The organism is Vibrio sp. 1180_3, assembly GCF_029478545.1.
GTDB lineage: Bacteria > Pseudomonadota > Gammaproteobacteria > Enterobacterales > Vibrionaceae > Vibrio > Vibrio aestuarianus.
In genome coordinates, this window is the sequence record NZ_SJFM01000017.1 from 68421 (window position 1) to 94490 (window position 26070).

A 26070-nucleotide genomic window follows, 5' to 3' on the forward strand; every position below is an offset into this window, starting at 1 on the left:
CATTATCTGCTCTATTAGATTACAACTACTGAGGAGATACCGTCATGGAACTACGTAAAATTGAAACAAATAACATCCAACTTACTCTACATATTGAAGGCAATTTAGATGCCGATGGCTGCCGTCATGTGCAATCTCATATCGATGAAGTGATTTCCCAAGATACATATCAAGAGATCGAAATTGATTTTAGCAACGTTCAGTTTCTCGATTCATCAGGTGTTGGAGCGTTAGTTTATCTCTACAAACGTCTTGTGGAACGCGAGCGCAACATGCGAATTGAAAACGTACGTGGGCAGCCATTAGAGATTATGAACTTACTTCGTATTGGTCATGCTATTCCCGTTAACTCTCGTTCTCATTAATACTATAGCTATATTAAACATAATAATAATCACTAACTGGAGACGTTGGCATGCGCTTATATTATCGATACATAGCTTTGTTGATAGCCACAACTTTAACCTTAGGTTGTACTAGCTATCCACAACAAGGGACTGGCGGTCTGGCGGAGTCTTACGCCTCCGCAGGGTTTTCTCCCGTGATGCCAGACGAACCACTTGGCCCTGAACACGGTTTGCGATTTGATTGGCAGCTTGCCAAGTTGCATCTAGACGCGCTAATTCGTGAAGGGGCTAAATGGTGTTTTCCTGCCGCAGTAGTACAAGCCTTAGAAAAACAAAACCGTATTGCGCGTGAACTAGAGGGCGGGCTATTACTTGATGCAGCCAACGATTTAGTGATTCAACGCAACCGTCTGAATCGGTTAGAACAGCAGTTAGATTATGTCACTTCGCAAACTCGTTGTGCTCCACCGAGTGATCAAAATCAATTAAACCAACAATTAGCGATTGTTGATAAGTTGTTTAATCTACTCAATGTCGATAACCAATTCGCCTTTAATTCTATAGAAATCAACCCCAAATTTATGGGCCATTTAGCGCAAGCTACCCACTTATTAAATGAGTATCCAATGCTCTCCGTTGTGGTGACAGGCCATGCTGATTCAACAGGAAGTGAAGAACACAACAACAAACTAGCCAAAGGCCGAGCAGAGCAAGTAAAACGCTACTTAACCATTTTTGGTTTAGAAGCCAAACGCGTTTCAACACAATCTTTAGGCGATAGTTTACCCTTATACCAAGGCGACTCACCAGCTGTTCAATTAACAAATCGTCGCGTTAGCATTGAAATCATCTCAACCGAAGAGCACTCAGTGACTCCGTCACTAGGGGGACTTTATGAATAAGCTCAATCTTCTCATTCTAATCATTTTAGCCATATTCATTCAGCCGTCACTAGCGAAAGAAACGATGGTTCAAGTCGGCGATCTTATTCAAGTCAATCTTCCTGGTGAAGAAGAGTTAAATCGTGGTTTCCAAGTGGACAAACGTGGTCGTATCACTCTACCTGAAATTGGGCCTATTTTTGTTGTGGGTTACGATGAAGGACAATTAAGTAAAAGCGTGACCGAAGCATTAAGTACCGTATTTCGTGATTTATCTAATGCGAAAATATTCATTGCAGAGCAACAGGTATTAATCTCGGTGCAAGGTTATGTTTCTTCCCCTGGTGAGTATACTTTGCCCAGCAATGCTGATATTCAGACGGCGCTTCACGCTGCTGGCGGTCTGAGATCCGGCGCACAGCTCGATAAAATGCAGCTTAAACGTGGTGGTGAAAAATCCGAATTTAATTACAAGGCCTTTTTAGATTCCGGTAACGACAATACCCTACCGAAACTTCAGTCTCTTGATACCTTATTTGTTCCAGCCTCACCACTTGTGGGTAATATCGAGCAAGAATTTGATGCTGCAAAATTGGCTAATTCGGGTGACAGTGCGGATAGTCGTAATGCAATTAAAGTCTTTGGTGAAGTGAATGCCCCCGGCTCATTCACTTATCAAAACAGCTCAGACTTGGTTGATATTTTAATGCGATCTGGTGGTGTTACTCGTTATGCTGGCGTGGAACAAATTCGAATTATCACCAATAACAATCCGCAGATTTTTAATCTTAAGCGATATCTTGATACTGGAGACAGTGGCTTACTACCAACCCTTTCACCAGGAACGACTATTTTTGTACCTAAACAAGAAGAGGAGATTAAATCTGGTGCAAATATGGTTTATGTGATGGGCGAAGTGGCTCGCCCTGGTGCTTTTGAAGGTAAGAAAGGTGCAACCTTCATGGATATTTTGGCTAACGCCGGCGGGCCAACGCGCTTTGCAGAATCTCGTCAAATTCGCATCATTAAAGCTAACGGACAGGTGATCCGCTTTGATCTAACCGCATACACCGAAGGACTAACGGGTGAAAATCCTCCTAGCATCGCATCCGGTGACGCTATTTTCGTTCCCGAAAAAACAGACATGAATGAAAAATCATGGCTGAAAGTAGCACCAGACCGTGCTGTCAGTGTAATTGGTGAAGTTATTCGACCTGGGCGTGTTGAATGGTCTGACGAAATGGATTTAATGGATCTACTCGCACATGTTGGTGGCCCAACATTACGCGCAGATACCACCAGAATAGAAGTAGTAACAGCGGATAATCGTCTGCATGTTTTTAACCTTGATGCTTATATTCAAAAAGGAGCCCCGACGTCGGAATTGCCTTTGATTCGTGCTGGCTCAATCATTCGAATTCACGATCTTCCTCAAGATCCATCGGATAATAAATCACAATGGGTACGCCAAAGTTCGGAGGCTTCTATTTATCTATTCGGCCAAATCAACGCCCCGGGGCGCTATCGTTTCACCACGGAAATGCACTTCCTAGATATTCTTTCTGCGGCTGATGGCCCGACAAAAGACGCAGATATCCATAACATTCGCATTACTCATCGCGATAAAACCTATGCACAGGTCAGCAAGTTGAATTTATCGCTTTATTTTGAAACTGGTGATGAAAATCTGCTGCCTAAAGTTAAACCCGGTGACACCATTTATATTCCAGAGAAAAACCGTAACTGGCTCGATCGCTCTAAAGAATCAACGGTACGTGTACTTGGTTCTGTGAATAAGCCCGGCCGATATGTATTTAACGACACAATGACTATTCTCGATATTTTGGCTGAAGCTGGTGGTCCGAGTGACTCCGCTTATCTTGAGAAAATTACTGTGGTTAATATGTCATGTTGTCAAGGGCAGGCGCGTTCATTCAACTTAGTCGAATTTAGTAAAACCGCGAATATCTATCAACTTCCCGTACTGCGTGCTGGTGATACCATTTACATTCCTGATCGCAGTGAGAGTTTCATGGAAAAAGCACGTGTCGGTTTAGAGGATATTTTGCGTCTAACTACCACCATCGTACTGATAGGAGCTTTATAATGTGTATTCCTGCAACCCATGCTGAAATTGAGCAAATCTATATGGCGGCAGAGTTAGCAGACTGCCACTCACTGTGTATTACCGCCTGTCAAACTGGTGAGGGTGTAACTTCGGTAGCAAGTGCACTCGCCGAACGTTATTTACTTGCAGGCCATCAAACATTATTAGTGGATTTAAACCTATTTAACCCCGCCTTTCGCAACTTGGAATTGACCATTAATAGTAATCAACAACAAGAGTATTGGATAGAAAATAAAGAGACCCATCAGTTATTTACTGGGCTTGCCATTCCCAATGAACGTGCAACCCAACTGGCCTATAAAGATCCAAATACCATGGCAAAGGCGGTAGCCGGTTGGATGAGCAAATTTGACCGCGTCATTGTTGATACCTCACCATTACTGCAGGTTAATAAAGGGAATATTCCCGCCCAAAGCGTTGCCAGTGCGTGTGATAAAACCATTCTAGTGGTAATGGGCGGTGCCACTACTTCCGGCCAAATCAGTACCGCAATGAATTTATTACAGTCGGAGAAAATCGACTTTTTGGGCTCGGTTCTCAATATAAAAAACCAACCGCCGTTGAGTCAAGAGTTGGTCAGAGAATTAGACCGCATTCCTTTTATTCCTCAATCTTGGCGCGAACGAATCAATCACTGGTTACTAAAAAATAGTTTCCTTTCTGTTTCTGCTTAACAACACGCTTTTAATCCTTGGCGTAAAACTTGCGCCTTCTCTCAGCTTACAGAAAAAGCTGACTTATAAGCCACGATAAAGGAAACAAAGGCTATGATAAATAATAAGTTTGGAATAGTGCTAGGTGAGAAGTTAATGACAAAATATGAGATGGAACAATGGGTTGATGAGTCTATTTTACAACAGATGATTAAAGATACTGGTGTAGAAGTCATCCCTTTTCTTATTGAGCATTACCTCAAAGAGTGCGAATTACGTCTCTCTAAAATTCAACTCGCAACGATAGAACAAAACCTACCAGCGCTAGAGTTTGAATCACATACTTTGGGTAGTACTTCTCTTGCTCTGGGTAATCGCCGCCTGTCTGAATTAGCTCGCAAGATAGAAAAACATTGCCTCATAGGAGAGGCTGATATTGCATTTAGCCTTATTCCTGAATTAGAAAAGCTAGCGCATGGTTCTATACGCGCGCTAATTCAACGTAAAGCTCTCGGATTCTGAAATGCCTCAACTTCAAATAATTGGCGAACAGCATTTCACACAATCTTAACCTTATGCTAGAAAATATGGATACAGGTGAATATCAAGCTATAGAACAAGGACGTGAAAATGAGACCCAAAGTATTACTCGTTGAAGATTCCACCTCCCTTGCCGTACTTTATAAACAGTATGTCAAAGATGAGCCCTATGACCTGTTTCATGTAGAAACGGGGCTAGAAGCCATCGCATTTATCGAACGTAACGTACCACAATTAGTCATTTTAGACTTAAAGCTACCCGACATGTCTGGAGAGCAGGTACTGGATTGGATTTCTGACAATCAAATACCAACCGCCGTTATTGTGGCCACCGCGCATGGTTCTGTCGATATCGCAGTCACCTTAATGAATAAAGGCGCAGAAGACTTTCTGGAAAAACCGATCAAAGCAGATCGACTCAAAACTTCGGTTAATCTACATCTAAAGCGAGCCAAGCTAGAGCATCTAGTTGAAGATATTAACAATAAATTCGATAGAACTCGTTTCCATGGTTTTATTGGTGCTTGCCTGCCAATGCAAGCAGTATACAAAATTATTGATTCCGTCGCTCCAACAACTGCGAGTGTCTTTATCAATGGTGAGAGTGGGACGGGTAAAGAGGTGTGTGCTGAAGCCATTCACAAAGAAAGCCAACGCAGAGATAAACCCTTCATCGCCATTAACTGTGGTGCGATTCCACGTGATTTAATGGAAAGTGAGATTTTTGGTCATGTTAAAGGCGCATTCACTGGCGCAACAACAGACCGTAAAGGGGCAGCATCATTGGCTGATGGCGGAACACTATTTCTCGATGAATTGTGTGAAATGGAATTGGAGATGCAAAAGAAGCTATTGCGGTTTTTGCAGACAGGAACCTTTACTCCTTTAGGTTCTTCCAAGGAACACAAAGTTGATTTGCGAATCATTTGTGCCACAAACCGAGACCCTCTAAAAGAAGTTGAAGAAGGGCGTTTCCGCGAAGACCTTTATTATCGTGTTCATGTGGTACCGATTGAAATGCCACCATTGCGTGAACGTGGAAATGATATTGTAACGCTAGCAAATCATTTTTTACTGCAATATGCCAAACAAGATAAGAAGAAATTCACAGGTATCAGCCGTGATGTGGAGGCGGTATTCAAACGTTATACGTGGCCTGGCAATGTACGTCAGCTACAAAATATTATCCGTAATATCGTGGTGCTAAATGATGAGAGTAAAGTTTCCGTTGCGCACCTACCAGCTCAAATGCATCAACAACGAACTGTCAAAATCGAATTGGTTAGTGATACAGCTTCTTCAACAATGTCAGCCACACCTCTGTCGGAAGTGAGCGCGGTTGGTCATCACGAAGCAATTCCTTTATCGGAAAACCTATCTTCTCCTCATCAAATGGTGATTCGCCCCATGTGGCAAATAGAACGAGAAACCATACAGCAAGCGATCGATTTTTGTGATGGTAATGTGCTTAATGCCGCAGTGTTACTAGAGCTGAGCCCTTCGACTGTTTACCGGAAAAAACAGGCATGGGAAATGGAAGATGAACAAACTCATAGCCAATAAGGTTTGGTTGCTGCTCGATAGCTTAGTGTTTGGTGGGATTGAAACCTACGTGCTTGAATTGGCTCGTGGTCTTCTGTCTCATGACGTAAATGTGGAAGTTATATTTATCCAGAGGTATGAGCAAAGTAACCAACTTGCTCTACAACTGGCGAAATATCAGATCCCTTTCTTTTATCTTTCCGATCGTTACTCAACAAACAATCCGTTCTATGCTCTGATACAAGCGGTAAAAGATGAAAAGCCCAGCGTAATTCACTCTCATGGTTATAAAGCCAGTATTTTCAGCAAATTATTGGTATGTGTACCGGGTTGTAACGTGAGACAAATTAGCACCTTTCATGCCGGTGAAACGCCAAAAGGGCGCGTTTGGTTTTACGATACACTTGATCGCTACACGAGTTTTCTATCTAAACACCGCTTTGCCGTCAGTGAAAAAGTGGCTCGAAAAATCCCATATCCGGCGTTAGTATTGAATAATTTTCTTAATGTGGGTGATCTTCATCTTTCACTAGGAAAACAAATTGCCTTTATTGGGCGCTTAAGTCATGAAAAGGCGCCCGATCATTTTCTTCGCCTAGCACAAGCTAGCCCTAACCTTTCATTTCATTGTTACGGCTCTGGACCAATGGAAAAAACACTCAAGGCAAAAAAATCACACAATCTTAAATTACATGGTCATCAAATTGAGATGAATATTGTTTGGCCAAAAGTTGGTTTGCTGGTGATTTGCTCACGCTATGAGGGACTGCCTATGGCGGCATTAGAAGCTATGGCGCGTGGTATTCCCATCGCGACCGTTGATGTTGGTGACCTCCCCAAATTAGTTATCCATGGAAACAATGGATTTATCGTTGATCACTATTCTCAGCTTTCTGATATTATCGAGCGTTGGTCGACAATGAGCTCACAACAAAAAGAGTCCTTGAGCCAACACGCCAAACAAACTATTCAAGAGCACTATTCTAGTGATGTAATGATTCCAACAATCCTTGGCTTTTATTTTACTTAAACTGACTCTCATTTTAAGAAAATGCCATCCCCTAGCTATCCTGACATTACCTCAATAAAATAATACTTTTAAAAACAGTTAAATAGCACAATTTTATCATTGGCACTCCATTTGCAATCCTTTCCTTAACGAAAGCAAAAGGAGATATTATCATGAAAAACCGTAAACGCGTGTTGTTTGTCCATTACGGTGATAATTGGATTCGCGGTAGTGAACAATGTTTGCTTGATTTAGTTACGCACCTAAACCGAGCTCAATACACTCCTTATGTCTGGACCAATTGCGAAGCCCTGCATCATAGAATGCAAAACGATGCAGTGCACAGTGAGTATTCTCCATTTACTTTACTTCTAGGCTGGAAAGCCCCTCGATTCAGCGTGCTAGGTTGGTATCGCTTAGTAAAACAAGGCATCGATTATATAAAACGGGCGCAAATCGATATCATCCATGTCAACAGCGGCGCTCCCTGCCAGTGGATGAGCCTTGCAGCTAGAATCACCAAAACACCGATGGTGACACAACTACATTCTGACTATCCAATGCGCGATCGCCTAACGCTCGGGCTGCATTTTTCGCCACATATTATTGCCGTCAGCAAAGCGATTACTGAGCATTTACGTCGTGATGGATATAAACGTGATCGCCTCTCCGTCATTCATAATGGTATTGATGTTGATCGGCTTAAACATTTTTCTGCGGTTGATTTAAATGAAAAATTGGGGATTGCTGATGATGCTTACGTGTTCATTACCGTTGGTTCTTTAATACATCGTAAAGGGATTGATCGTATATTGTCGGCGATCCGCCATCTGGCATTAGAATATCCCAATACTCATTTATTGGTGATTGGCGAAGGACCTCAACGGCATTCTTTAGAACTCAATGCGGATGAGCTGCATATCAATAATCATGTCCATTTCGTGGGTGAGCAAACTAACGTTCAGGGTTGGCTTCATGCATCAAATGCGTTTGTCAGCGGGGCTCGAAATGAGGCGTTTGGCTTGGTGATTATTGAAGCTGCACTTGCCGAACTACCGATTGTTGCCCCCAGAGTGGGCGGCATACCTGAAATTATTCGCCATAAGCAAACTGGGCTTCTTTATGAAAACTCCTCGATCAAACCTTTAGTCGAAGCAATGCGAGCCGTGATGAAGCATCCTTACCCTGCACGGGCGCTTGGTGTACGCGCAAAACAGAATGTACTTGCCCGCCATACAATCCAACATAATGCGCGAGCGATTGAGTTTGTGTACGAACAGTTATTAGAAGCGCAAAACTTACCAGAGTTTTCTTGGTTAGCGGCATTTCGCCCAGTGAAAACTTACATAACAAAGCACTTTGCTTAGGAGGGGATGATGAACTCTCACCCAACTCATTGTATTATTTTTGACCCCATCGCCTTTAAAGGCGGGTCAAAAATCGCGACCAGAGAAGCGTTATCTTTATGTGACCACACCACCACGCGCTTTACCGTGATCACATCCAGTTTAGAGTCATGGCAAGACGTTGGATTTAGCGACAAGCAAACGGTCGATTTTATTTCATTACCTTCATTTCGTTTTATTGCCAAAGCGACTTCTGGGTTTGCATTTTGGTTTAAGCAATGCATTTATAGTCTTTATCTGTTGTTCCTTTTATTGAAGCTTAGTCGGGTTTCAATAGCAATTGGAGCATCTGGTCCGGGTATTGATATGCCTCTTTATCTTCTAAGACCAATCTTTCGCTTTAAACTATTGCAGTTTATCCACGGCCCTGTCGCTTGCTCACGATCAATTGGTTATTGCTTAACTCAAGCAAACTCTGTCTTTTATCTACCGTCCACTCAACGCAGTTTAATCAATGCCCTTTGCCGTTATTACCAAACTCAATACACTTATCTTGATGCTAGTTTAATTGCACAATTTGTCTGTCAAAGCCGCCAGTTTACTCCTTTTGTTAATGGTATCACTCAAGATAAATGGCCATCGCCTTGCCAATATGAAACTCCAGTGGTGTTTTGGTGTGCTTCACTACTCAAATGGAAAGGGTTAGACCTATTGTCTGAGTCACTCTCCGAGATAAACGAGATTCAATCTTGTCGCGCAAATATCTGCTTTATTCGCCCGCAAGATATCTCGCTCCCTTGCAGTATCGCACCACAAAAACTAGCTCTAGCTCAGTGGTACGAAGACCCGAAAAATCTGGATGATATACGTCGACAAAGCAATATATTCGTATCAACTAGCCACCATGAGCCGTTTGGCTTGTCGATATTAGAAGCATTAGCAGCGGGTATGTGTGTCCTCATCCCACAAGATGGGGCGTATTGGGATAACGTTTTAACTCATGATCTGAATTGTATTAAGTATCAACCTAATAATAGCAACAGTCTAAGCGAAGCAATTTTATATGCCAGCGCTGAACGATTAGTCGTCGCAAGAATTGGTACTAAAGCTGCGCAATTTGCACACCAATATCATGCTGAAAGTACATATTGGGCTATTGGTTATGCTATTAATCATCATAACAAGAGACTACCTTCTACGGCTCCTATGTCGCTAAGGAGTTCATTGTGATTCTGTCGCAACCAATGAAAAACATGGGTATTTATGCCTTAAGTCTATTTCTCAGTAAGGGTGTCTCTTTATTCATGCTGCCTTTAATTACCTACTACTTAACGGTTGACCAAGTCGGAAAGCTCGAGCTTCTGGCTACCATCAGCGCATGTTTCGGCATTATGGCAGGTTTAGCCTTACATGAATGTCTATACCGATTTGCCGGAGTAAAAAAAACACAGCATCAACGATGGATAAAAGCAAGCGAGTTGTTCACCTTTGCATTGATATTGGGCACATTGATTGCTATAGGCTTTTGGCTAGTTTTTCAATTCATTCGTTTCTCCACTTCCGTGAGTTTACCTTTTACAGTACAAGAGCAAAGCTTGATTTTATTGGTTGTTGGATTAGAAGGCGCCATTGCGATCAGTACCGCTTGGTTAAGGATGATCGACAAACCAATGTTGTTTTTTAAAATCAGTATTACAACAACGGGTATGCAAGTATGTGGCATTATGGCGGTATTACATCTATTTCCGACGGTTATAGGTATCCTAACGGTAGGCGCTGTAGCAAGCGTTGTTCAGTTATTATTGCTTCAACACTACAATCACTTTGATTGGCAGTGGCCTGCACGACCTAAAGTGTATCTAGGTTATGCACTTCCTCTAGCTCTATCAGGCTTAATTGCTTTTGGATTGAGTGGCTCAGAGCGTTGGATCATCGCCTTTTCAAGCTCACTAGAGCAGTTGGCTCATTACGCTATTGCCATCAAACTTTCCTTAGCAATGTGTATACTAGTTCAACCTTTTGGTATGTGGTGGATGCCCAAACGCTTCACTACCTTGGAGCAAAAAGGCCCACAACAAGCGGTAAAATACACACAATATGGCATGGTTTATATTGCGTTACTCACAGTCACTATCGCATTTGCTGGGCAAGTCATTATCCTTTTTTCCTTACCATTAGAATATGCCGATGCAGCCAAAATGTTGATTGGTACCTTAGCCGTTGCATTTTTTAAAGAGCAAAGTGAGCTGTTTAATCTGGGTTTACTTCATCATAAAAAAACACATTGGTTATTCGCAATTAACCTTACCGCTACCACTGCCGGTTTAACCCTGTGTGGGTTTTGGGCTACTATTGGGATTAGCGGAATACTGATTGCTCTGATCATTGCTCAAGGCTTTCGTTGCTTATTGGTTATCTATTTCAGCCATCAATTACAGCCTATCCCCTATGCTTACAAAAGCTCTATCGCATTGATGCTCTGCGTTGGTTTTTGCTTGATCATCGCATGGCATGCTGAATTTCTCTGGATGTTAATCGTGGGGTCTATTCTCGCACCAATTATGATATTGCTAATGGCACTGATAACACGTCTTGTCATTTTGCCTAGTGCTTGGTTTCATCCTTCATTCAAACTCAGCAGCCGATAGTAAGGAAGCCAGTATGGAGATAAATAAAGTCAGCCGTATTTCAACAATTATTATGGTTAGCTCGCTTTGCTTAGGGATCGCCCTACTTTGGTTATATATTCCTAACCCAGCAGTTCCTATTGCCATTTCCTTACTGCCGTTTGCTATTTTGTTCGTAATTAACCAGACTTTCTGGTTAGTAACCTTATTTGTGGTGTTTTCTTTCTTTCGCTTGCATGAAGCATTTCCCATTTTATTTGCACTAAAAATCCCACTCCTTCTTTCACTTGGCGCGTTATCAGCCCTACTTTGGCACACCTTAATAAGCCGAGACTTAAAAGTCTATTGGCACCACTCATTAACTTTCTTAACGATATTCTGGGTATTGGTTATCATCGGTATTGCATTTGCCTCGAATCGTGGAGAAGCTCTGGCGAATTTTAAAAGTATTTATTGGAAGATCATTGTTATGACACTTGCCATCGTTTGGCTGGTGAACACTTCACAGAACCTAGGACGAATTTCACTGTTAATTACGTTATCTGGCATGTTGATTGCCATGGTGGCGATCAGCAATTCTATTAATCAAATAGGGCTAGTGGAAGGAACTCGTGTCACCATTGGCCGTGAATTAGGCTCTATGCTGGGAGATCCTAATGATCTAGCACTAGTGCTGATGTTTCCATTGGCTTTTTCCATTAGTTTAACAACGACTCAAGGTATTCATGGTTTCGTTCGTTTTATTGGTCTTGTTGCCACCGTTTTATTAATAGCAGCAGTGATTGCAACCCAAAGCCGCGGAGGATTACTCGGCGCTTTAGCAGTGATTGGTATTTATGCCTTTAAATTAATTCGATCCAAAGTGCTTTTGCTTAGTATCGGCGCTGTTGGCGCTTTGGTGATGTACTATGCGGCAGGTATTTCAGATCGAGCTTCCGGCGGCGCTGCTGAGGCTGGAATTGATGCTTCGGCAATGGGCCGTTTATATGCATGGGAAGCTGCGTTTAAAATGGCATTAGATAGACCTTTGACTGGCGTTGGTTTAAACAATTTTTACTCAAACTATTTTTTTTACAGCCCACATTGGGATGGCTTGAATCATGCTGTACATAGCACCTGGTTTGGCGTACTGGCTGAAACCGGTTTTCTTGGACTGGCGGTTTTTATCCTATTTATCATTTCGCTTATTGTAACCGCCCGCAGAACACTAAAACACCTTGACCATCATCAATCTGTCGTTGCACCAAACCTCATCGCGGCCGCCAACGCCGTCTATGCTGGTTTAATGGGGACCATTGTCTCTGGAACCTTTTTAACCCAAGGTTTTAACTGGCCCATTTACATTTTGGCCGCACTCACAGTTGCTGTTTCCTATATCGCTCAAAACGATTGTCAAAATGAGAATTAATCAGTTGATTATTTCAATTGATAACTATCCATTTGATTTTTAATACATTATTTTATGGCACATAACATGAACTATTAAAAGAAAAAGACTTCGTTATTTTTCAAAATAGGACATTGTTTATGCTGGCATCTAGAGTTCATCAATTCAAAATTTGGTTGCAATATCACCCAAATACTTCATTGCGTTCTATTTTCTTTTTATTGAAAAAGATGCGCTCGTTTGAAATCCCATTCCCGCAAATATGGAATAAAGCGTTGTACTTCTTTCTAACGCTGATCCGCACATTTATTAGCAATTTGTCTCGCTTATTGTTTTATACCCCAGCATTTAGAGGTAGAACATCTCAAAGTGGGCAACGCTTGTATTTGTATGGCGGGCTCCCTTTTATTAGTGGTCCTTTACACATTCAACTCGGCGACGACTGTCGTATCTCTGGGCAGACTACATTTAGCGGGCGCACTGCTTCACAAAACCCACAACTATTGGTTGGGAATAATGTTGATATCGGTTGGCAAACCACAATTGCGGTGGGTAATAAAGTTGTAATTAGCGACAACGTTCGAATAGCCGGTAAAGGATTTCTATGTGGTTATTCTGGCCATCCACTGGATGCGAAACGTCGCGCTTTAGGTGAAGCCGATGATCTCAACCAAGTCGGTGACATTATTTTAGAAAAGGATGTCTGGTTGGGTACCAATGTCACCGTAAAAAGTGGTGTCACCATAGGTCAAGGCAGTGTCATCGCCGCTGGCAGTGTTGTAACAAAAAGTATTCCGCCTTTTGTTATTGCCGCAGGAAATCCTGCGCAAGTGATAAAACCCCTCAAGTAAGGAGACATCGTATGCGTGATCTAATTGTATTTGGTGAAGATTGGGGTGGCCTACCCTCAAGTACTCAACACTTGGTTGGTCGTTTGGCACAAGATCGTCAAGTGGTATGGGTTAACTCGATTGGCTTACGTCAACCAGCGCTTACATGGCGGGATTCAACGCGCGCTGTGCAAAAAATACTAGGTAAAGCTAAAACTGGCTATAACCACTCAGCTAAACAAACTGAGTTAAATTCAATCAAAGTCGTTAATTTACGCACAATACCAGCGCCAAAAAGTGCGATAGCACGCCGTATTGCAAGGGATGTCATGCTACACCAACTGCATCCTATCCTAGAAAAAATGTCGCTTAGCTCGCCGATTTTATGGAGCTCGTTACCAACCGCTGCCGATCTTTGCGGGCATTTGAATGAATCGGCGGTGGTGTATTATTGTGGGGATGACTTTTCTGCCTTAGCGGGGGTTGATCATCGTGTGGTTACAATGCATGAACGATGCCTTGCTGAAAAAGCGAATTTAATTTTCGCCGCCAGTGAAAATATCAAAGCTAAATTTCCAGCGTGTAAAACACAACTTCTTCCTCATGGCGTTGATACTCAGCTTTTTTCAACTCCGTCACCACGTGCTAGCGACCTACCGAACAATGGCAAGCCTATCGCAGGTTTTTATGGCAGCTTATCTCAATGGCTTGATTACGATTTAATTCATCACATTGCGTGCAACTTACCCAACTGGGAATTTGTGTTCATCGGTCCTATAGAATTATCGTCGTGCCAATTACCTAAGTTACCTAACGTGCATTACCTTGGCCCTAAAGCGCATTATTTACTGCCTAGTTACAGCCAACACTGGAATGTAAGCTTACTGCCCTTCAAAGCAAACCAGCAGATCCAAGCCTGTAGTCCGTTAAAGTTAATGGAGTACTTAGCTGCAGGCAGTGCGATTGTCACAACTGATTTTCCGGCATTGAAGCCATACCGTAAGCACGTAAATATTGCTCAAAATAGTGAAGAAATGATCAGTATGCTGCATCTTGCTTGCCAGCAACCAAAACTTCCCCGAGATATCGTGACTCAAGAGAGTTGGGATAGCCGCAGTCAATTCGTCAATTGGATGTTGGAGCTATTATGAATCAACTAAAATTACGTCTATTGGTGATTCTTTGCGGGGCATGGCGCAGACGCTATTTAATTGCACTGCCAATGCTTATTTTACCTGTAGTTGGCTTACTCGTCTCCTACCTCACTCCGCTAAAATACCAATCACATACTAGTATGTTGATCCAAGAAACCGCCAAAATGAATCCTTTTTTGGAAGATATCGCAGTATCAACCATGCTCAATGATCGCATGAGCGCACTCAGCACTCTCTTGAAGAGTCGCCATGTTCTATTTTCAGTTGCTCAGGAGCTTGAATTGGTCAATGACACGATGTCGGGTAGCGAGATAGAAAGAGCCATCAACAAATTATCCAACAACCTTTCAATCAGCATGCTTGGCAAAGATTTTATTAAAATTGAGTTACAAGGTTCATCCCCTAAAGGCATGAAAGAGACGTTGCAAGCCGTGAGCGAACATTTTATTGACCAATTACTTGCACCTGAACGCTCATCAATTCGAGACTCAAGCGATTTTTTAACCATGCATATTGAAAAACGTAGGGCTGAGTTGGATGTTGCAGAAAATGCGCTCGCTATTTATAACAACCAAAATTCATCCGTTTCACCGGAAATGCAAACGCAAAGTTTAAATCGGCTTGCGGCTTTAAAACAATCATTGTCAGAAAAGGAGGCTGAGTTATCCGGCGTTAAAAAAGGACTAGGTAGCTTGGATGAACAGCTTTCAAAAACCAATCCGGTGATCGGTAAAATTGAAGATAAAATAATTCAAATACGCAGTGATTTAGCATTGCTTCAATCAAAATACACCGACTCTCATAGTTTGGTGCAAGCTAAAAAACGCGAATTATCGCGTTTAGAGTTAGAAAGAACGACCATACTCGGACAAGGGCACCCTAACTTGAATAGTGACCAGCTATGGGATATAGCCAGTAGTAATACATTGTCTGATTTAAATGAAGTTCAGCCATTACTCGTCACTCAACTGCAAGGCCTACAAAATGCACGTAGCCGTTATGAAGCGTTAAATGAGGAAACAAAAAGCTTACGCCAAATCATTTTCGAATTAGAGAACAAAGCTAATAACTTTGGTGACAATGCCAAAGAATTATACCGTTTAAAACGCGATGTACAGATTAAGCGTCAGTTGTACGATGAGTTACTACAGCGCTATGAAATGGCGCAACTAACCGGTTCTCTTGGTGTGTTTGAACAAAACAAACGGGTGAAAATCATCGATTTACCTTATACACCAAGCACACCATCCAATCTGCCTAGCATTTTGTTTGTGATAGCAGGCTTTATTGCTGGGATTGCATTAGGCTGTGGGCTTGCCACAGTAAGTGAATTGTTTGATACCAGCATTCGTCGTCGTGATGAATTGGAAAACCTCACCAAATCTCCCGTTCTTACCGTTATACCGAAAGTCTCTCTTTGATTTTGCAAATCTAACGTTCAATTCGATTCTCAGATTGGAATTGAACGTTAGCCTCAACAAAAAAAACCACCTAATGCATTGAAAAACAATGCCATTTTTATTGGCATGCTTCATGCCTTATTTACTTTAAACCTAGTCGTTAAAGGATGACATGATGAACAACCAGCAACCTTACCGTCGTAATGTTATACATGTAGTTCAGCATCTTGCTCCTGGTGGGCTTGAAAGCTTAACGCTCGATTTATTGAATTTTGCAAACCCACAGACCAATACTCTCATCCTCAGTTTAGAAGGAAATAAAGAAGCAGCGATTAAGAACTGGCCGAAGCTTGAAGCCTTTAGCGACCGGTTATTATTTCTGGATAAAAAAAACGGTGTACACCTAGCTATGATTCCAGTCCTAGTTAATCTGTTTCGCTTTCTTAGAGTTGATGTGGTGCATACTCATCATATTGGTCCATTAATTTATGCGGGTATTGCAGCCAAAATAGCAAAAGTTCAGGTTCGAATTCATACCGAACATGATGTTTGGCATTTAGAGAATAAAAAACATTTCAACTTACAAAAATGGGTATTGAAGGCTGTCAAACCAATTCTTGTTGGGGACGCAAGTTATGTTGCTGACACATTAAGACAACGCTTTCATTATGCAAACACCATTACCGTTAAAAATGGTATCGACTGCGAAAAATTTAACTTAGGTTCAAAAAAACAAGCACGCAAACAACTTGGCTTAGATGCAGACACCACCTTTATTGGTTGTGCTGGTCGCCTAGAAACAGTGAAAGGCCATGATTTAGCAATAAAAGCATTAGCACTACTGCCGGATTCTGTTCACTTAGTCATTGCGGGGCAAGGTTCACAAAGGGATAAATTGCAAGCTCTAGCTAAACGTTGCGCTGTCACCTCTCGCGTTCATTTTCTTGGTTTAGTTGAAGACATGCCTATTTTTTATCAAGCCATCGACCTATTTTGTATGCCGTCACGCTGCGAAGGTTTTCCTCTTTCACCATTAGAGGCTCAGGCATGCGGAACATCCGCCGTGCTGACCAATGTCGGCGCATCACGCGAAACGCTTTGCCCATTGTCTGGATTTATTGTCAAACCAAATCGAGTATTGGATCTCGCCATAGGCTTGAAGCAAGCTTTAGACTACCCCATATGCTTTAACCCAAGAACGTTTGTGCTCGCTCACAGCGATATTCGGCAAATGGTGAATTCGTATGAATCTTTAGCTACGGAGGCGTTAGCATGATGGAACTTATCTTAATTGTTGTATGTATAACCTGTGGCGGTTTGATTATTTATCATCATGTTGGATATCCCTTGTTTCTCAAGTGGTACTCCAAAAGCCATCCAATCAAAACCGTCCCCAAAACACTAAGAGGTTACCGTCAAGCGCAAAATGACTCTTTACGCCCAAGTGTGACCGTTGTGGTCCCTGCCTTTAATGAATCTCGCTGGATTGCTGAAAAAATTCGCAATCTCGCAGCTCTTGACTATCCCAAAAGCCAGCTGACCGTCATTATTGCCTGTGATGGTTGTACAGATGATACTGTAGAAATAGCAGAACAAACCATACAAGAAGCTATTTGTAGTGATACCTATTTTGAGGTCCACAGCTATACGCTTAACCGCGGAAAAGTGGCGTTACTGAATGATGAAATGACGTATGTTCAATCTGAGATCACGGCTTTTAGTGATGTTAGTGCTTTAATCTCATTGGATGCTTTGCTCATTGCTGAGCAGCACTTTATGAATCCAGATGTAGGTGTCGTGAATGCTCAATATCAGTTACTTGATCAAACCAACCAAGGTGAAACAAATTACTGGCGTTATCAAGGACAAGTCAAACTGAATGAAGCTTCACTAGGATCCACCCTTGGGGCTCATGGTGCGCTTTATCTCTTTCGAACCGCTTTATTCGAACCTTTATCTGAAAATACGATCAATGATGATTTTGTACTGCCTATGGAAATCATTCGTAAAGGATATCTCGCGCATTACGAACCCAATATGGTGGCCCTCGAACTTGAGCCAACCCAACAAGAGAGTGATTTCAAACGACGTTTACGTATTTCTGCCGGTAACATGCAACAAATGATTCACTTATTTGAATTGTTTAGCCCACGATATAAAGGTGTTGCTTTTGCCTTCTTTTCAGGGAAAGGATTGCGTTTAGCAACCCCATACTTGATGCTGATTTGCTTCAGTTGCTCACTTGTACTCATGCATAATTTTTTATTCATGATTCTGTTATTACTACAAATATTTGCCTATAGCCTAGGGGCATTAGGCGTGCTATTCCCACGACTATTTAGCTACAAAATTTGCCAATTAGTGACATATATCGTTGCGGGCCATTATGCCAATTTTATCGGTGGGCTACGCTACCTACTTGGGTTGGAAAATGGCCGTTGGGCTCGAGTCAATCGTTAAGGAGATGATGATGAAAACTCGCAAACTTACTCGCTTATCCGTTTATGCAACCAAGCGCATCTTTGATTTTATCGGTGCTGCACTTGGTCTGCTATTACTACTACCCATTTTACCGTTTATTGCATTAGCGATTAAAACCACATCATCAGGACCTGTTTTATATCGCCAATTGCGAGTGGGTAAATCAACCCCTGAAAAAATGGCGTTCTTTGAAATCATCAAATTTCGTACCATGTATGAAGATGCTGAAACCCGCTCTGGCGCTGTGTGGGCAACCGAAAATGATCCTCGTATTACACCTGTTGGTCGTTTTTTGAGAAAAACTCGTTTGGATGAAATTCCACAACTATTTAATGTATTAAAAGGCGAAATGTCTTTGATCGGACCACGCCCAGAAAGACCCGGTTTCTATCAAAAACTCGAGCAAGCCATTCCCTATTTTGCAGATCGAACTTATGGAGTATTACCTGGAATTACTGGCCTTGCCCAAGTTAATCAAGGTTACGATACCTGCATCGATGACGTTCGACGCAAAGTCGGTTTTGACCATAGTTATGCGTTATCCATGAATTCATTAGGTGGATGGCTGAGTATGGATTTAAGTATCCTCACTAAAACCTTAATAGTGATGATCGACGGTAGAGGACGTTAAGCAATAAAAAGGTGCGAGAACCGCACCTTTTTTATTACATATAGTTAAAGGAGTGAATTATCAATACTTCACTTGATAATTCAAGGTGAAGGTACGGCCACGACCTTTATAGTCATAAGCCTCTGCCGCGTAATGAGACGAGTACACATTTTGTGCACGCTGACCCCAAATCGTGGTGTATTCTTTATTCAATAAATTTGAAATGCCGAAACCTAAACTACCCACAGGTAATTGGTAACTTCCGACAAAATCAAATGTGGTGTAACCATTCAAGGTATTATCGTCTGCATCCGTGTAATCGAACATGGTTTGACTTTGCAGTTTAAGAGCGAAATCTGACTCATACCAACCAATCCACGAACCGGCTTTCGAAGTACTTGCAGAACCAATAGAGATGTCTTTCCACTCATTATCAATTTTCTTTTCTGATTTCACGTAATGACCGTACCCCCCCACTTGAACAGCGTCTGTTAACCAATAAGAAAGCATCGCTTCCAAACCATATACACGGTTTTTATCTTCGATTTCCTTAATCAGTAGTGAGTTTTTATCGTAGGTTATTGATTTATCAGATTCTGAGTAATACGCAGCGGTTTGTAGCGAAAGCGCCTCTTTGTCTAGTCGGTAACCTACTTCAAAGCTGTTAGTTTTTATACCAGACAGTTTAGAATCGTTGACGTTAATGCTCTTGTTCAATGTATAGTGACCGTCAGCATCAGGGGTGTTACTGTAATCACCTTGGCCATACCATTTAGCAGGATCGGCTAAATCAAAACCTTGCGAGAAGTTTGCCCATAGCTGTGATTCATGGTTAAGCTTATAGAGTGTCCCTAGATTGAAGAGCCCAATGGTGTAATCCGTTTCGCCACCTGGTACCGCATCAGCTGAAGTGCCATTTCCGGCTGCAATCGCTTTTTGCTGTTTAGCACCAACAAAATCACCAATCTCATTGTTCATGTATTGGTAACGGTAACCACCTTGCAATGACCAATCATCCGTTAAAGCATAATCCCCCTGCACAAATGCAGCGATAGAGGTCACATCCGTATTAGCATAGCGCCCTACTGTCGCATAAGTACGGTTGATCAATTGACCACTGGCATTTGCCACTGCGGGGTCAAACAATGCTTGATTTGACGTAAATTGATCGACATAAGCATCCACACCATAAACCAATTGGAAACGCTCAAAGTTTTTCGATAGCGCTGCTTTGAGTGAGATTACATCCGTCGTTTGTTGCGATGCACTTTGATAATACGGTGTAAAAGTGAGATCTTCTTTGCGATACGAAAATTCAGCCAACAGTTGATGACTGAAGAATGCTGTGTTGCTATACGCAACACCAAGCATAATGCGTTCAGTACCTTGTTGGCGATCAGATTCAAAACCGTCACGCACTTCAATATCATTTTTACTTTTAATGTATAAACCATAAGGTGAGTCTTGCTGATTATCATAATATTGAGCAAGTAGGTTAAGTTGTTTAGTTTCTGAGATCTGTATCCCCATGGTTAACAACGTATCAACAAGCGTATTGAACTGAAGCGAGCCTTGCGAAATATCTGGCGTAACAATCGTGCCATCAGCATCGTAGAAACCTTGTGTCTCTCCGTATACGACTGAAGCTCGCGCTTGAAGACGGTCATTGCCACCTGAAATCGACTGTGCCATTTTATAATCAAAATCATCACTCGTGTTAAAACCAGAACGACCACTAACGTAGCTTTCAAACTCTAATTCTTCACTCTGTGACTTTTTGGTGATGATGTTAATAACACCACCCGTAGCTCCAGCTCCATAGATTGAGGTCGAACCCGATAATACTTCAATGCGATCAATATTAAATGGGTCAATGGCATCAAGGTTGCGACTAATTTGACGTGAAGATTGTAAGGTCACCCCATCAATCATTACCAACATCGCACGACCACGTAAATTTTGACCGTAGTTTGTACGTCCTTCTGTCGCGACATCCAATGAAGGTACGGCTATCGCTAATATTTCACCTAGGCTTTTACCACCACGATACTCGCGTTCAATGGTTTCAGAATCAACATACCAAACCGTTCCTGGAATCTCACTGATGGCTTTTGGCGCACGGCTGGAAACGACAACCATTTTGTCTTGTGTAGATTTGATTTCTTCAGCCACTGATGCTGTTGGTACAAATGCCATTGCAGACACAACTGCTGCTGCAATAGACGTTAATGTAAATATCCTTTTTTGAGCTTTCATTTTATCTTTCTCTGTTACTTCATATAGTTGCAATTATCGGAATTGATAATAATACTCATTTGCCACTTCATTACTATATAAAATGAAAAAACAATGTGAATTTATAATGATATGGCAGGCGGCATTTTCGAAAATATTCAATAAGTTGATTATTCTACAAGCTCAGCGATACGACTTTCACTGACCCACTCAATCATTCCTCGTCCTGTGTCTAAATCAAAAACAGTTTTCTGGCAAAGTTGATTGATGATCCTAGCACTACGCCACGCCATTAAACTCAACTGCGGCTCAGAAATACCATGTGTATGCATTCCTGCATTGACCGCAAAGATCTTATTGCGAGCACTTCCCTTCCACTGAAGTTCGAAGTTCTCACTCAGTTGATAACGTCCCTGCTTATCTAGCTCCAACATCGGCAAGATAGTGTCTAAACAGGTTGGATATGGCGCACTAAACCCCGTGGCCAAAATAATAATATCGGCTTGATGAACTTCGTTTTGTTGACTGAGGGCATTAAATGCTGCCGCCTCAAATCCATTTTTAGTTTGATTAAGTTGGTTCAAACTTCGATGTGGCAATAACCTCACCCATTTATCTTGTTTCAATACATCAAAGCGATGATATAACTCACGATAAATATCCAAAATAGCCGCTTGAGTGATCCCATCAGATGTCAGCTTTTGTGCTGCAATTTCCGTTTTCTTTACCTTTGGCGATAGACCAACAAACGCATCAACATATTCTGGTGTAAAGAACTCATTGGTGAATGCTGCTTCATCTAAAGGTTGAAAATTAGAACGACGAGATAGCCAATCAAGTGAGCGAGGTTGCCCCCATTTAGCACGTAATGCATTAATAAAAATGTCTGCGCCACTTTGCCCTCCACCAACAATTAGCACCCGCTTGTCGGTAAAGTCTCGCTCTCTTAACCCCATTTCAGCAGCATGAAATACTCGTTCACCGATATGTGGTTTAGCACAGTTAGGCATGTAAGGTACTTTTCCGGTACCTATACATAAATTTTTAGCGAAATAACGGCCATGTGTAGCATGGATTTCAAATTCATTGCCCGTATGTTCAATGTGTTCGATTTTACTTGAGAACTGAACATTTGGTAGTTGATGTGCTGCCCAAGCGAGGTAATCTGAAAATTCATGGCGACTGATACAGCCCAATTCTGCCGATAAAAATCGATAGAATTTCTTATTTTTAACTAAGTAGGATAAGAATGAATAAGGGCTTTCAGGGCAAACCGCACTGACTAAATCTTTTAAAAACATGGTTTGCATATGAGTATTATCGAGCAACAAGCCTGGGTGCCAGCAAAAGGATTCAGCACGTTCAAAAAATTGGGCATTCACGCTCGGGTTTTGCATCAATAGCGCGGCAACACTCAAGTTAAATGGACCAACACCAATACCGGCGATGTCCAACATTTGATTCGAGGAATTATTCATCGTATTTTTCCTTATTATTGAGTCACTAGATAAAGTGGATTATCTAACTGGTCGTCCATATCAGGCAGCATGCGTGATACGCTGCCGTCAGTGCTGTGCCGAAATTTCGCAAGGTTTAACCCGATGCGTAAAATTCGAGGTTTAAAGAGATCGAGGCGAGTAAAACGTTCATTCAGATCAGGGTTTTCAGCCATATACCGTTGAATCGATTGTCCAAGCAAAGAATAAAAAGTGGCTTCATTAACACCGAGGCGTATCATCAAAGGTGAAATAAACCGTAGTACGGTAACAAAATGGCCTGTTTGTAAATCATGGATAATCAAGGAGTCCGGTAATTTAACCGTCACCTCTTTCACTTCCTTAGGTAACAATGATTGCTCAGGTAATTCTCTATCAATCAAGCGCATATCACCTTGGAAATCTTTAAGTAAAATACGTTTAGGCACATGCTTTTCAAGCACTAAGGTGATGTTTTGACCGTGAGCAATTAAAGATACGCCATACTTGACTAACAAGTGATAAAACGGAATCACCACCACATCAAAGAGTTGGCTTAACCACGCTTGAGAAGATAAGCCTGAAGCTTGAATATACTCAGCAACCAATGGATTTCCTTTGTTATCGCATTCCATTAATGCCGCCATTAATATCGATTTTTCATGATGTGCTAGTTTTGAGTGGGCCGATTCGCGCCAAATTACGCCCAACAATTCATGATAACGATAGGGGGCTTTAGCCAATTGCTGATAATCCTGCTGAGCAACAAATGCTGCCGCAGGTTCTTGTAGTACTTGTGCCTGTTTATCCAGCAGTATCGGGTCAGTTTGAAACACATGATCAATCCATTCAGACGCCAGTGGACCAGCCAAAATATAGCGCCCAGGAATACCGCGATAACACGAAGTATTCATAATAGTCAGTGGCAATTTTATGTCATAACCATTCGGGCGAGTTACATTACTTAAGGTACGTAAAGAAAGCTGAGGTAAAAATTCATCACCATGCTCTCCTAAATAAATAAGCGTTTTTTGCGCCAATTCACGTACAAAAAGCAGTGATAGTTTTTTATGCCATTGCCAAGGATGAACAGGGATAAGTGTGTACTGTTCTGGGTCAACGTTATAACTCAAAATCTGTTGCTTGATACCTTTCAGGTCATCACTATTCATCGCTGAAAGTACCAAGTCTTGCCAGTCTAGATTTTTTCCTATGGCTTGCTCGACATTTGAACGTTCAATCGCCACCCAACACAATTGGAATGCCTTTTGTGCCTCTGGTGCATAACACTGAAGATCATCACTTCCCCAACCTCTTCGCCCTTTATTAAAGGCAAATTTGGGATGTCCATTAAATAGGCTTTGTTGCTGTTCACAAGACATGTTGGCAAATTCGTTAGCCGTTAGCCCTTGCTTTAGTAAGGCTAGCTTACAATCTCCTAGCAATGTAGCATTGAGATCTTCAAAATGTTCAGCCAACACCTCATCGTTAATCTCTAATTGTGTTTGAATATCCAACATGAATGTTGAAGCAAGAATGTCGAAAAAATGACCACCCTCTTCTCGTTTCAATGTTGTCGGGTCAAATACAACTTGTCCCCAAATATTCGCCTGACCACATCCAGAATATATAACGCCACTTTCTAGCGAAAGCGAAAAACCGTCAGGTATGGTTTTAAGTTCAAATGCTTGTTCATACGCTAATTCACTCATTAGCTTTGCGACCATTTTTCTATTCGCATCTTGCCAGTAGAGATGTAAAGCCTGTTGTTCCATTACCATTGTCCTTTAAAAAATTCGCTGCGAGTTTGCATCAACAGAGCCGAGCGTTTATGCGGGAAGTTAAACTCGAAACATTTTCGATAACCGACCTGCTCTATTCGGTTAAACAAACGGTGATTGTCTGACCTTGGTTCTAATACAATGCGTTGTGTCCTGTTATCATCAATAAATAGGTAATGAGTAATAGCTTTCATCCATGCATCAAAAAATCGTGGACCACGGAATTGCTCTTCACCGACTAATAAGTGAATACCCCGGTCGTAAGGTTGAACATCGAAATAAGAGCTTAAACGATCTTCAGCTACCCAATACGCCTCAACATAACCAAATGGTTGTCCATCAAATTCACCAATTAATGGGATGATGTGGGGGTCATTCAGCTGTTCAACAGCAAACTCCGCTAACTTCTCTTGGCTCCACGCTTGCTCCCAGAAATGTGCTACTCGAGGGTCATTCATCCAACGGGCAAAGCGAAGCAGATCTTTCTCGATATCAAATACTCGAAAAGAAACGTTCGTTTGGGCGTCATAGTCAAAACGTTCATACACTATTCCACTTGGCATAGGTGGCCTTTGGGGATGATGACGATATTGAACATGAGTTTGAACTTCGTTGAACGGAAATTGACTTGAAGTTAAATGTTTATGCCAATGCAAAGGCAATTGATAGAAATTGCATATTTCGGAGCATTCCGATCAGTCATTTCGGGATTATCCGATCACCCATTTCGGTTTAAACCGATCACTGATTCCGCGATTATCCGATCACTTTTAGCCTAACTCCGAAATCGGTGATCGGAATAGCGAAAACCGCGATCGGAATGCCCGAAATCCTTCCTTTTTCTCTTTTAAATCAATCACTCGCTATTCTTTACTTCTTAAACAAGAACGTAAGGAAGCGACCGTGGCTAAAAAGAGAACTCCAATGAACAAAATCAAAGAGGTATTACGCCTTAAGTACGACTGCGGTCTCTCAAATCGCAGCATCGCTTCTTGCCTTAAACTCGGGCCGTCCACCATCTCGGAACTCCTCACTCGCTTTAAACAAAGCCAACTTGGCTGGCCTCTACCCGAAGGTTGCAGTGACACAGAACTCACTCAGGTGTTGTATCACGGCAAGAAAGCCAGTCGCGATAAGGTGATGCCAGACTTTACGCAATACGCTGTCGAACTCAGACGCAAAGGCATGACGAAGATGCTGCTCTGGCAGGAATATCATGAGCAATATCAAGAGCAAGCCTACGCTTACACTCAGTTCTGTGAATACTTCACTCGTTGGTTCAAAACCCAAAAGCGCAGTATGCGTCAGCTCCATGTGGCAGGTGATAAGCTGTTTATCGATTACTGTGGGCCTCGGCTTCAGGTAGTCAATCCTGACACAGGCGAAGTGCGCGAAGCAGAAGTGTTCGTAGCAAGCTTAGGCGCGTCCAACTACACTTATGTGGAAGCCTTCCCCAGCCAAGGGAAGTCTTACTGGTTAGAGGCGCATGCCAATGCCTTCGAGCACTTCGGTGGCGTACCCCATCTCTTGGTCCCTGATAATCTACGCAGCGCGGTCACCAAAGCGAATCGTTATGAGCCGAGACTGAACGACAGCTATCAGAAACTGGCGAATCACTATCAAACCGCCGTAATGCCAGCTCGC

20 protein-coding genes and 2 pseudogenes are annotated in these 26070 nt (G+C 42.1%); 18 read left to right on the forward strand and 4 right to left on the reverse strand.

Going from position 1 to position 26070, the window contains the following annotated elements; translation table 11 throughout:
• Window positions 1-44 precede the first annotated feature (44 nt).
• The 17 genes from EYW48_RS12025 to EYW48_RS12105 all read left to right on the forward strand — a co-directional run bounded on the left by EYW48_RS12025 (window position 45) and on the right by EYW48_RS12105 (window position 18956).
• The gene (locus EYW48_RS12025; protein ID WP_053311499.1) at window positions 45-365 is read left to right on the forward strand and encodes an STAS domain-containing protein; all 321 of its coding nucleotides are present in this window, start codon (window positions 45-47) and stop codon (window positions 363-365) included.
• 50 nt (window positions 366-415) lie between these two features.
• Window positions 416-1249 (forward strand): OmpA family protein, encoded by an 834-nt coding sequence (locus EYW48_RS12030; protein WP_053311498.1) that lies wholly within the window; start codon window positions 416-418, stop codon window positions 1247-1249.
• Window positions 1242-3335 (forward strand): SLBB domain-containing protein, encoded by a 2094-nt coding sequence (locus EYW48_RS12035; protein ID WP_053311497.1) that lies wholly within the window; start codon window positions 1242-1244, stop codon window positions 3333-3335. Before EYW48_RS12030 ends, EYW48_RS12035 begins: the two co-directional genes overlap by 8 nt.
• Window positions 3335-4030 (forward strand): chromosome partitioning protein ParA, encoded by a 696-nt coding sequence (locus EYW48_RS12040; protein ID WP_053311496.1) that lies wholly within the window; start codon window positions 3335-3337, stop codon window positions 4028-4030. The genes EYW48_RS12035 and EYW48_RS12040 overlap by 1 nt, the downstream gene beginning before the upstream one ends.
• 93 nt (window positions 4031-4123) lie before the next feature.
• Window positions 4124-4531: an Hpt domain-containing protein gene (locus EYW48_RS12045; protein WP_171980507.1), complete on the forward strand. Its 408-nt coding sequence runs from the start codon at window positions 4124-4126 to the stop codon at window positions 4529-4531.
• A 108-nt stretch (window positions 4532-4639) separates the two neighbouring features.
• Window positions 4640-6112 carry a sigma-54 dependent transcriptional regulator gene (locus EYW48_RS12050; RefSeq protein WP_053311495.1) on the forward strand — a complete coding sequence of 491 codons (1473 nt, stop codon included), beginning with the start codon at window positions 4640-4642 and terminating at the stop codon, window positions 6110-6112.
• Window positions 6090-7121, forward strand: coding sequence for a glycosyltransferase family 4 protein (locus tag EYW48_RS12055; protein ID WP_053311494.1), 1032 nt, complete (start codon window positions 6090-6092; stop codon window positions 7119-7121). Before EYW48_RS12050 ends, EYW48_RS12055 begins: the two co-directional genes overlap by 23 nt.
• 152 nt (window positions 7122-7273) lie before the next feature.
• Complete coding sequence (locus tag EYW48_RS12060; RefSeq protein ID WP_171980505.1) at window positions 7274-8467, forward strand: glycosyltransferase; 1194 nt, start codon at window positions 7274-7276, stop codon at window positions 8465-8467.
• Window positions 8468-8473: 6 nt separating this feature from the next.
• The gene (locus EYW48_RS12065; protein WP_171980504.1) at window positions 8474-9676 is read left to right on the forward strand and encodes a glycosyltransferase family 4 protein; all 1203 of its coding nucleotides are present in this window, start codon (window positions 8474-8476) and stop codon (window positions 9674-9676) included.
• A complete protein-coding gene (locus tag EYW48_RS12070) occupies window positions 9673-11094 on the forward strand; it encodes a hypothetical protein (protein ID WP_171980503.1) in 1422 nt (473 codons plus the stop codon). The genes EYW48_RS12065 and EYW48_RS12070 overlap by 4 nt, the downstream gene beginning before the upstream one ends.
• Before the next feature lie 13 nt (window positions 11095-11107).
• Window positions 11108-12481: an O-antigen ligase family protein gene (locus EYW48_RS12075; protein ID WP_053311490.1), complete on the forward strand. Its 1374-nt coding sequence runs from the start codon at window positions 11108-11110 to the stop codon at window positions 12479-12481.
• A gap of 119 nt (window positions 12482-12600) precedes the next feature.
• Entirely contained in the window at window positions 12601-13311 is a 711-nt protein-coding gene (locus EYW48_RS12080; RefSeq protein WP_277432470.1) for an acyltransferase, read from the forward strand.
• Window positions 13312-13322: 11 nt separating this feature from the next.
• Complete coding sequence (locus EYW48_RS12085) at window positions 13323-14441, forward strand: glycosyltransferase family 1 protein (protein ID WP_176313871.1); 1119 nt, start codon at window positions 13323-13325, stop codon at window positions 14439-14441.
• Window positions 14438-15865, forward strand: a complete 1428-nt coding sequence (locus EYW48_RS12090) for a GNVR domain-containing protein (protein ID WP_053311487.1) — start codon at window positions 14438-14440, stop codon at window positions 15863-15865. Before EYW48_RS12085 ends, EYW48_RS12090 begins: the two co-directional genes overlap by 4 nt.
• Window positions 15866-16019: 154 nt before the next feature.
• A complete protein-coding gene (locus EYW48_RS12095) occupies window positions 16020-17120 on the forward strand; it encodes a glycosyltransferase (protein ID WP_176245520.1) in 1101 nt (366 codons plus the stop codon).
• The gene (locus tag EYW48_RS12100) at window positions 17117-18304 is read left to right on the forward strand and encodes a glycosyltransferase family 2 protein (RefSeq protein ID WP_172533236.1); all 1188 of its coding nucleotides are present in this window, start codon (window positions 17117-17119) and stop codon (window positions 18302-18304) included. The genes EYW48_RS12095 and EYW48_RS12100 overlap by 4 nt, the downstream gene beginning before the upstream one ends.
• 7 nt (window positions 18305-18311) lie before the next feature.
• Window positions 18312-18956 (forward strand): sugar transferase, encoded by a 645-nt coding sequence (locus tag EYW48_RS12105; RefSeq protein WP_277432471.1) that lies wholly within the window; start codon window positions 18312-18314, stop codon window positions 18954-18956.
• Window positions 18957-19016: 60 nt separating this feature from the next.
• Here EYW48_RS12105 and EYW48_RS12110 read toward each other — a convergent pair whose 3' ends face one another.
• The 4 genes and pseudogenes from EYW48_RS12110 to EYW48_RS12125 all read right to left on the reverse strand — a co-directional run.
• Window positions 19017-21191 carry a TonB-dependent receptor gene (locus EYW48_RS12110; protein WP_274672681.1) on the reverse strand — a complete coding sequence of 725 codons (2175 nt, stop codon included), beginning with the start codon at window positions 21189-21191 and terminating at the stop codon, window positions 19017-19019.
• A 149-nt stretch (window positions 21192-21340) separates the two neighbouring features.
• The gene (locus tag EYW48_RS12115) at window positions 21341-22648 is read right to left on the reverse strand and encodes a SidA/IucD/PvdA family monooxygenase (RefSeq protein WP_053311482.1); all 1308 of its coding nucleotides are present in this window, start codon (window positions 22646-22648) and stop codon (window positions 21341-21343) included.
• 14 nt (window positions 22649-22662) lie between these two features.
• Window positions 22663-24420: an IucA/IucC family protein gene (locus EYW48_RS12120; protein WP_277432472.1), complete on the reverse strand. Its 1758-nt coding sequence runs from the start codon at window positions 24418-24420 to the stop codon at window positions 22663-22665.
• Window positions 24420-25097, reverse strand: a pseudogene (locus EYW48_RS12125) (GNAT family N-acetyltransferase); the annotation flags it as partial. The gene EYW48_RS12120 and the pseudogene EYW48_RS12125, both read right to left, overlap by 1 nt.
• A 232-nt stretch (window positions 25098-25329) precedes the next feature.
• On the opposite strand from EYW48_RS12125, the pseudogene istA reads away from it, so the two are divergent.
• Window positions 25330-26070: pseudogene (gene istA / locus EYW48_RS12130) on the forward strand (IS21-like element ISVch3 family transposase); the annotation flags it as partial.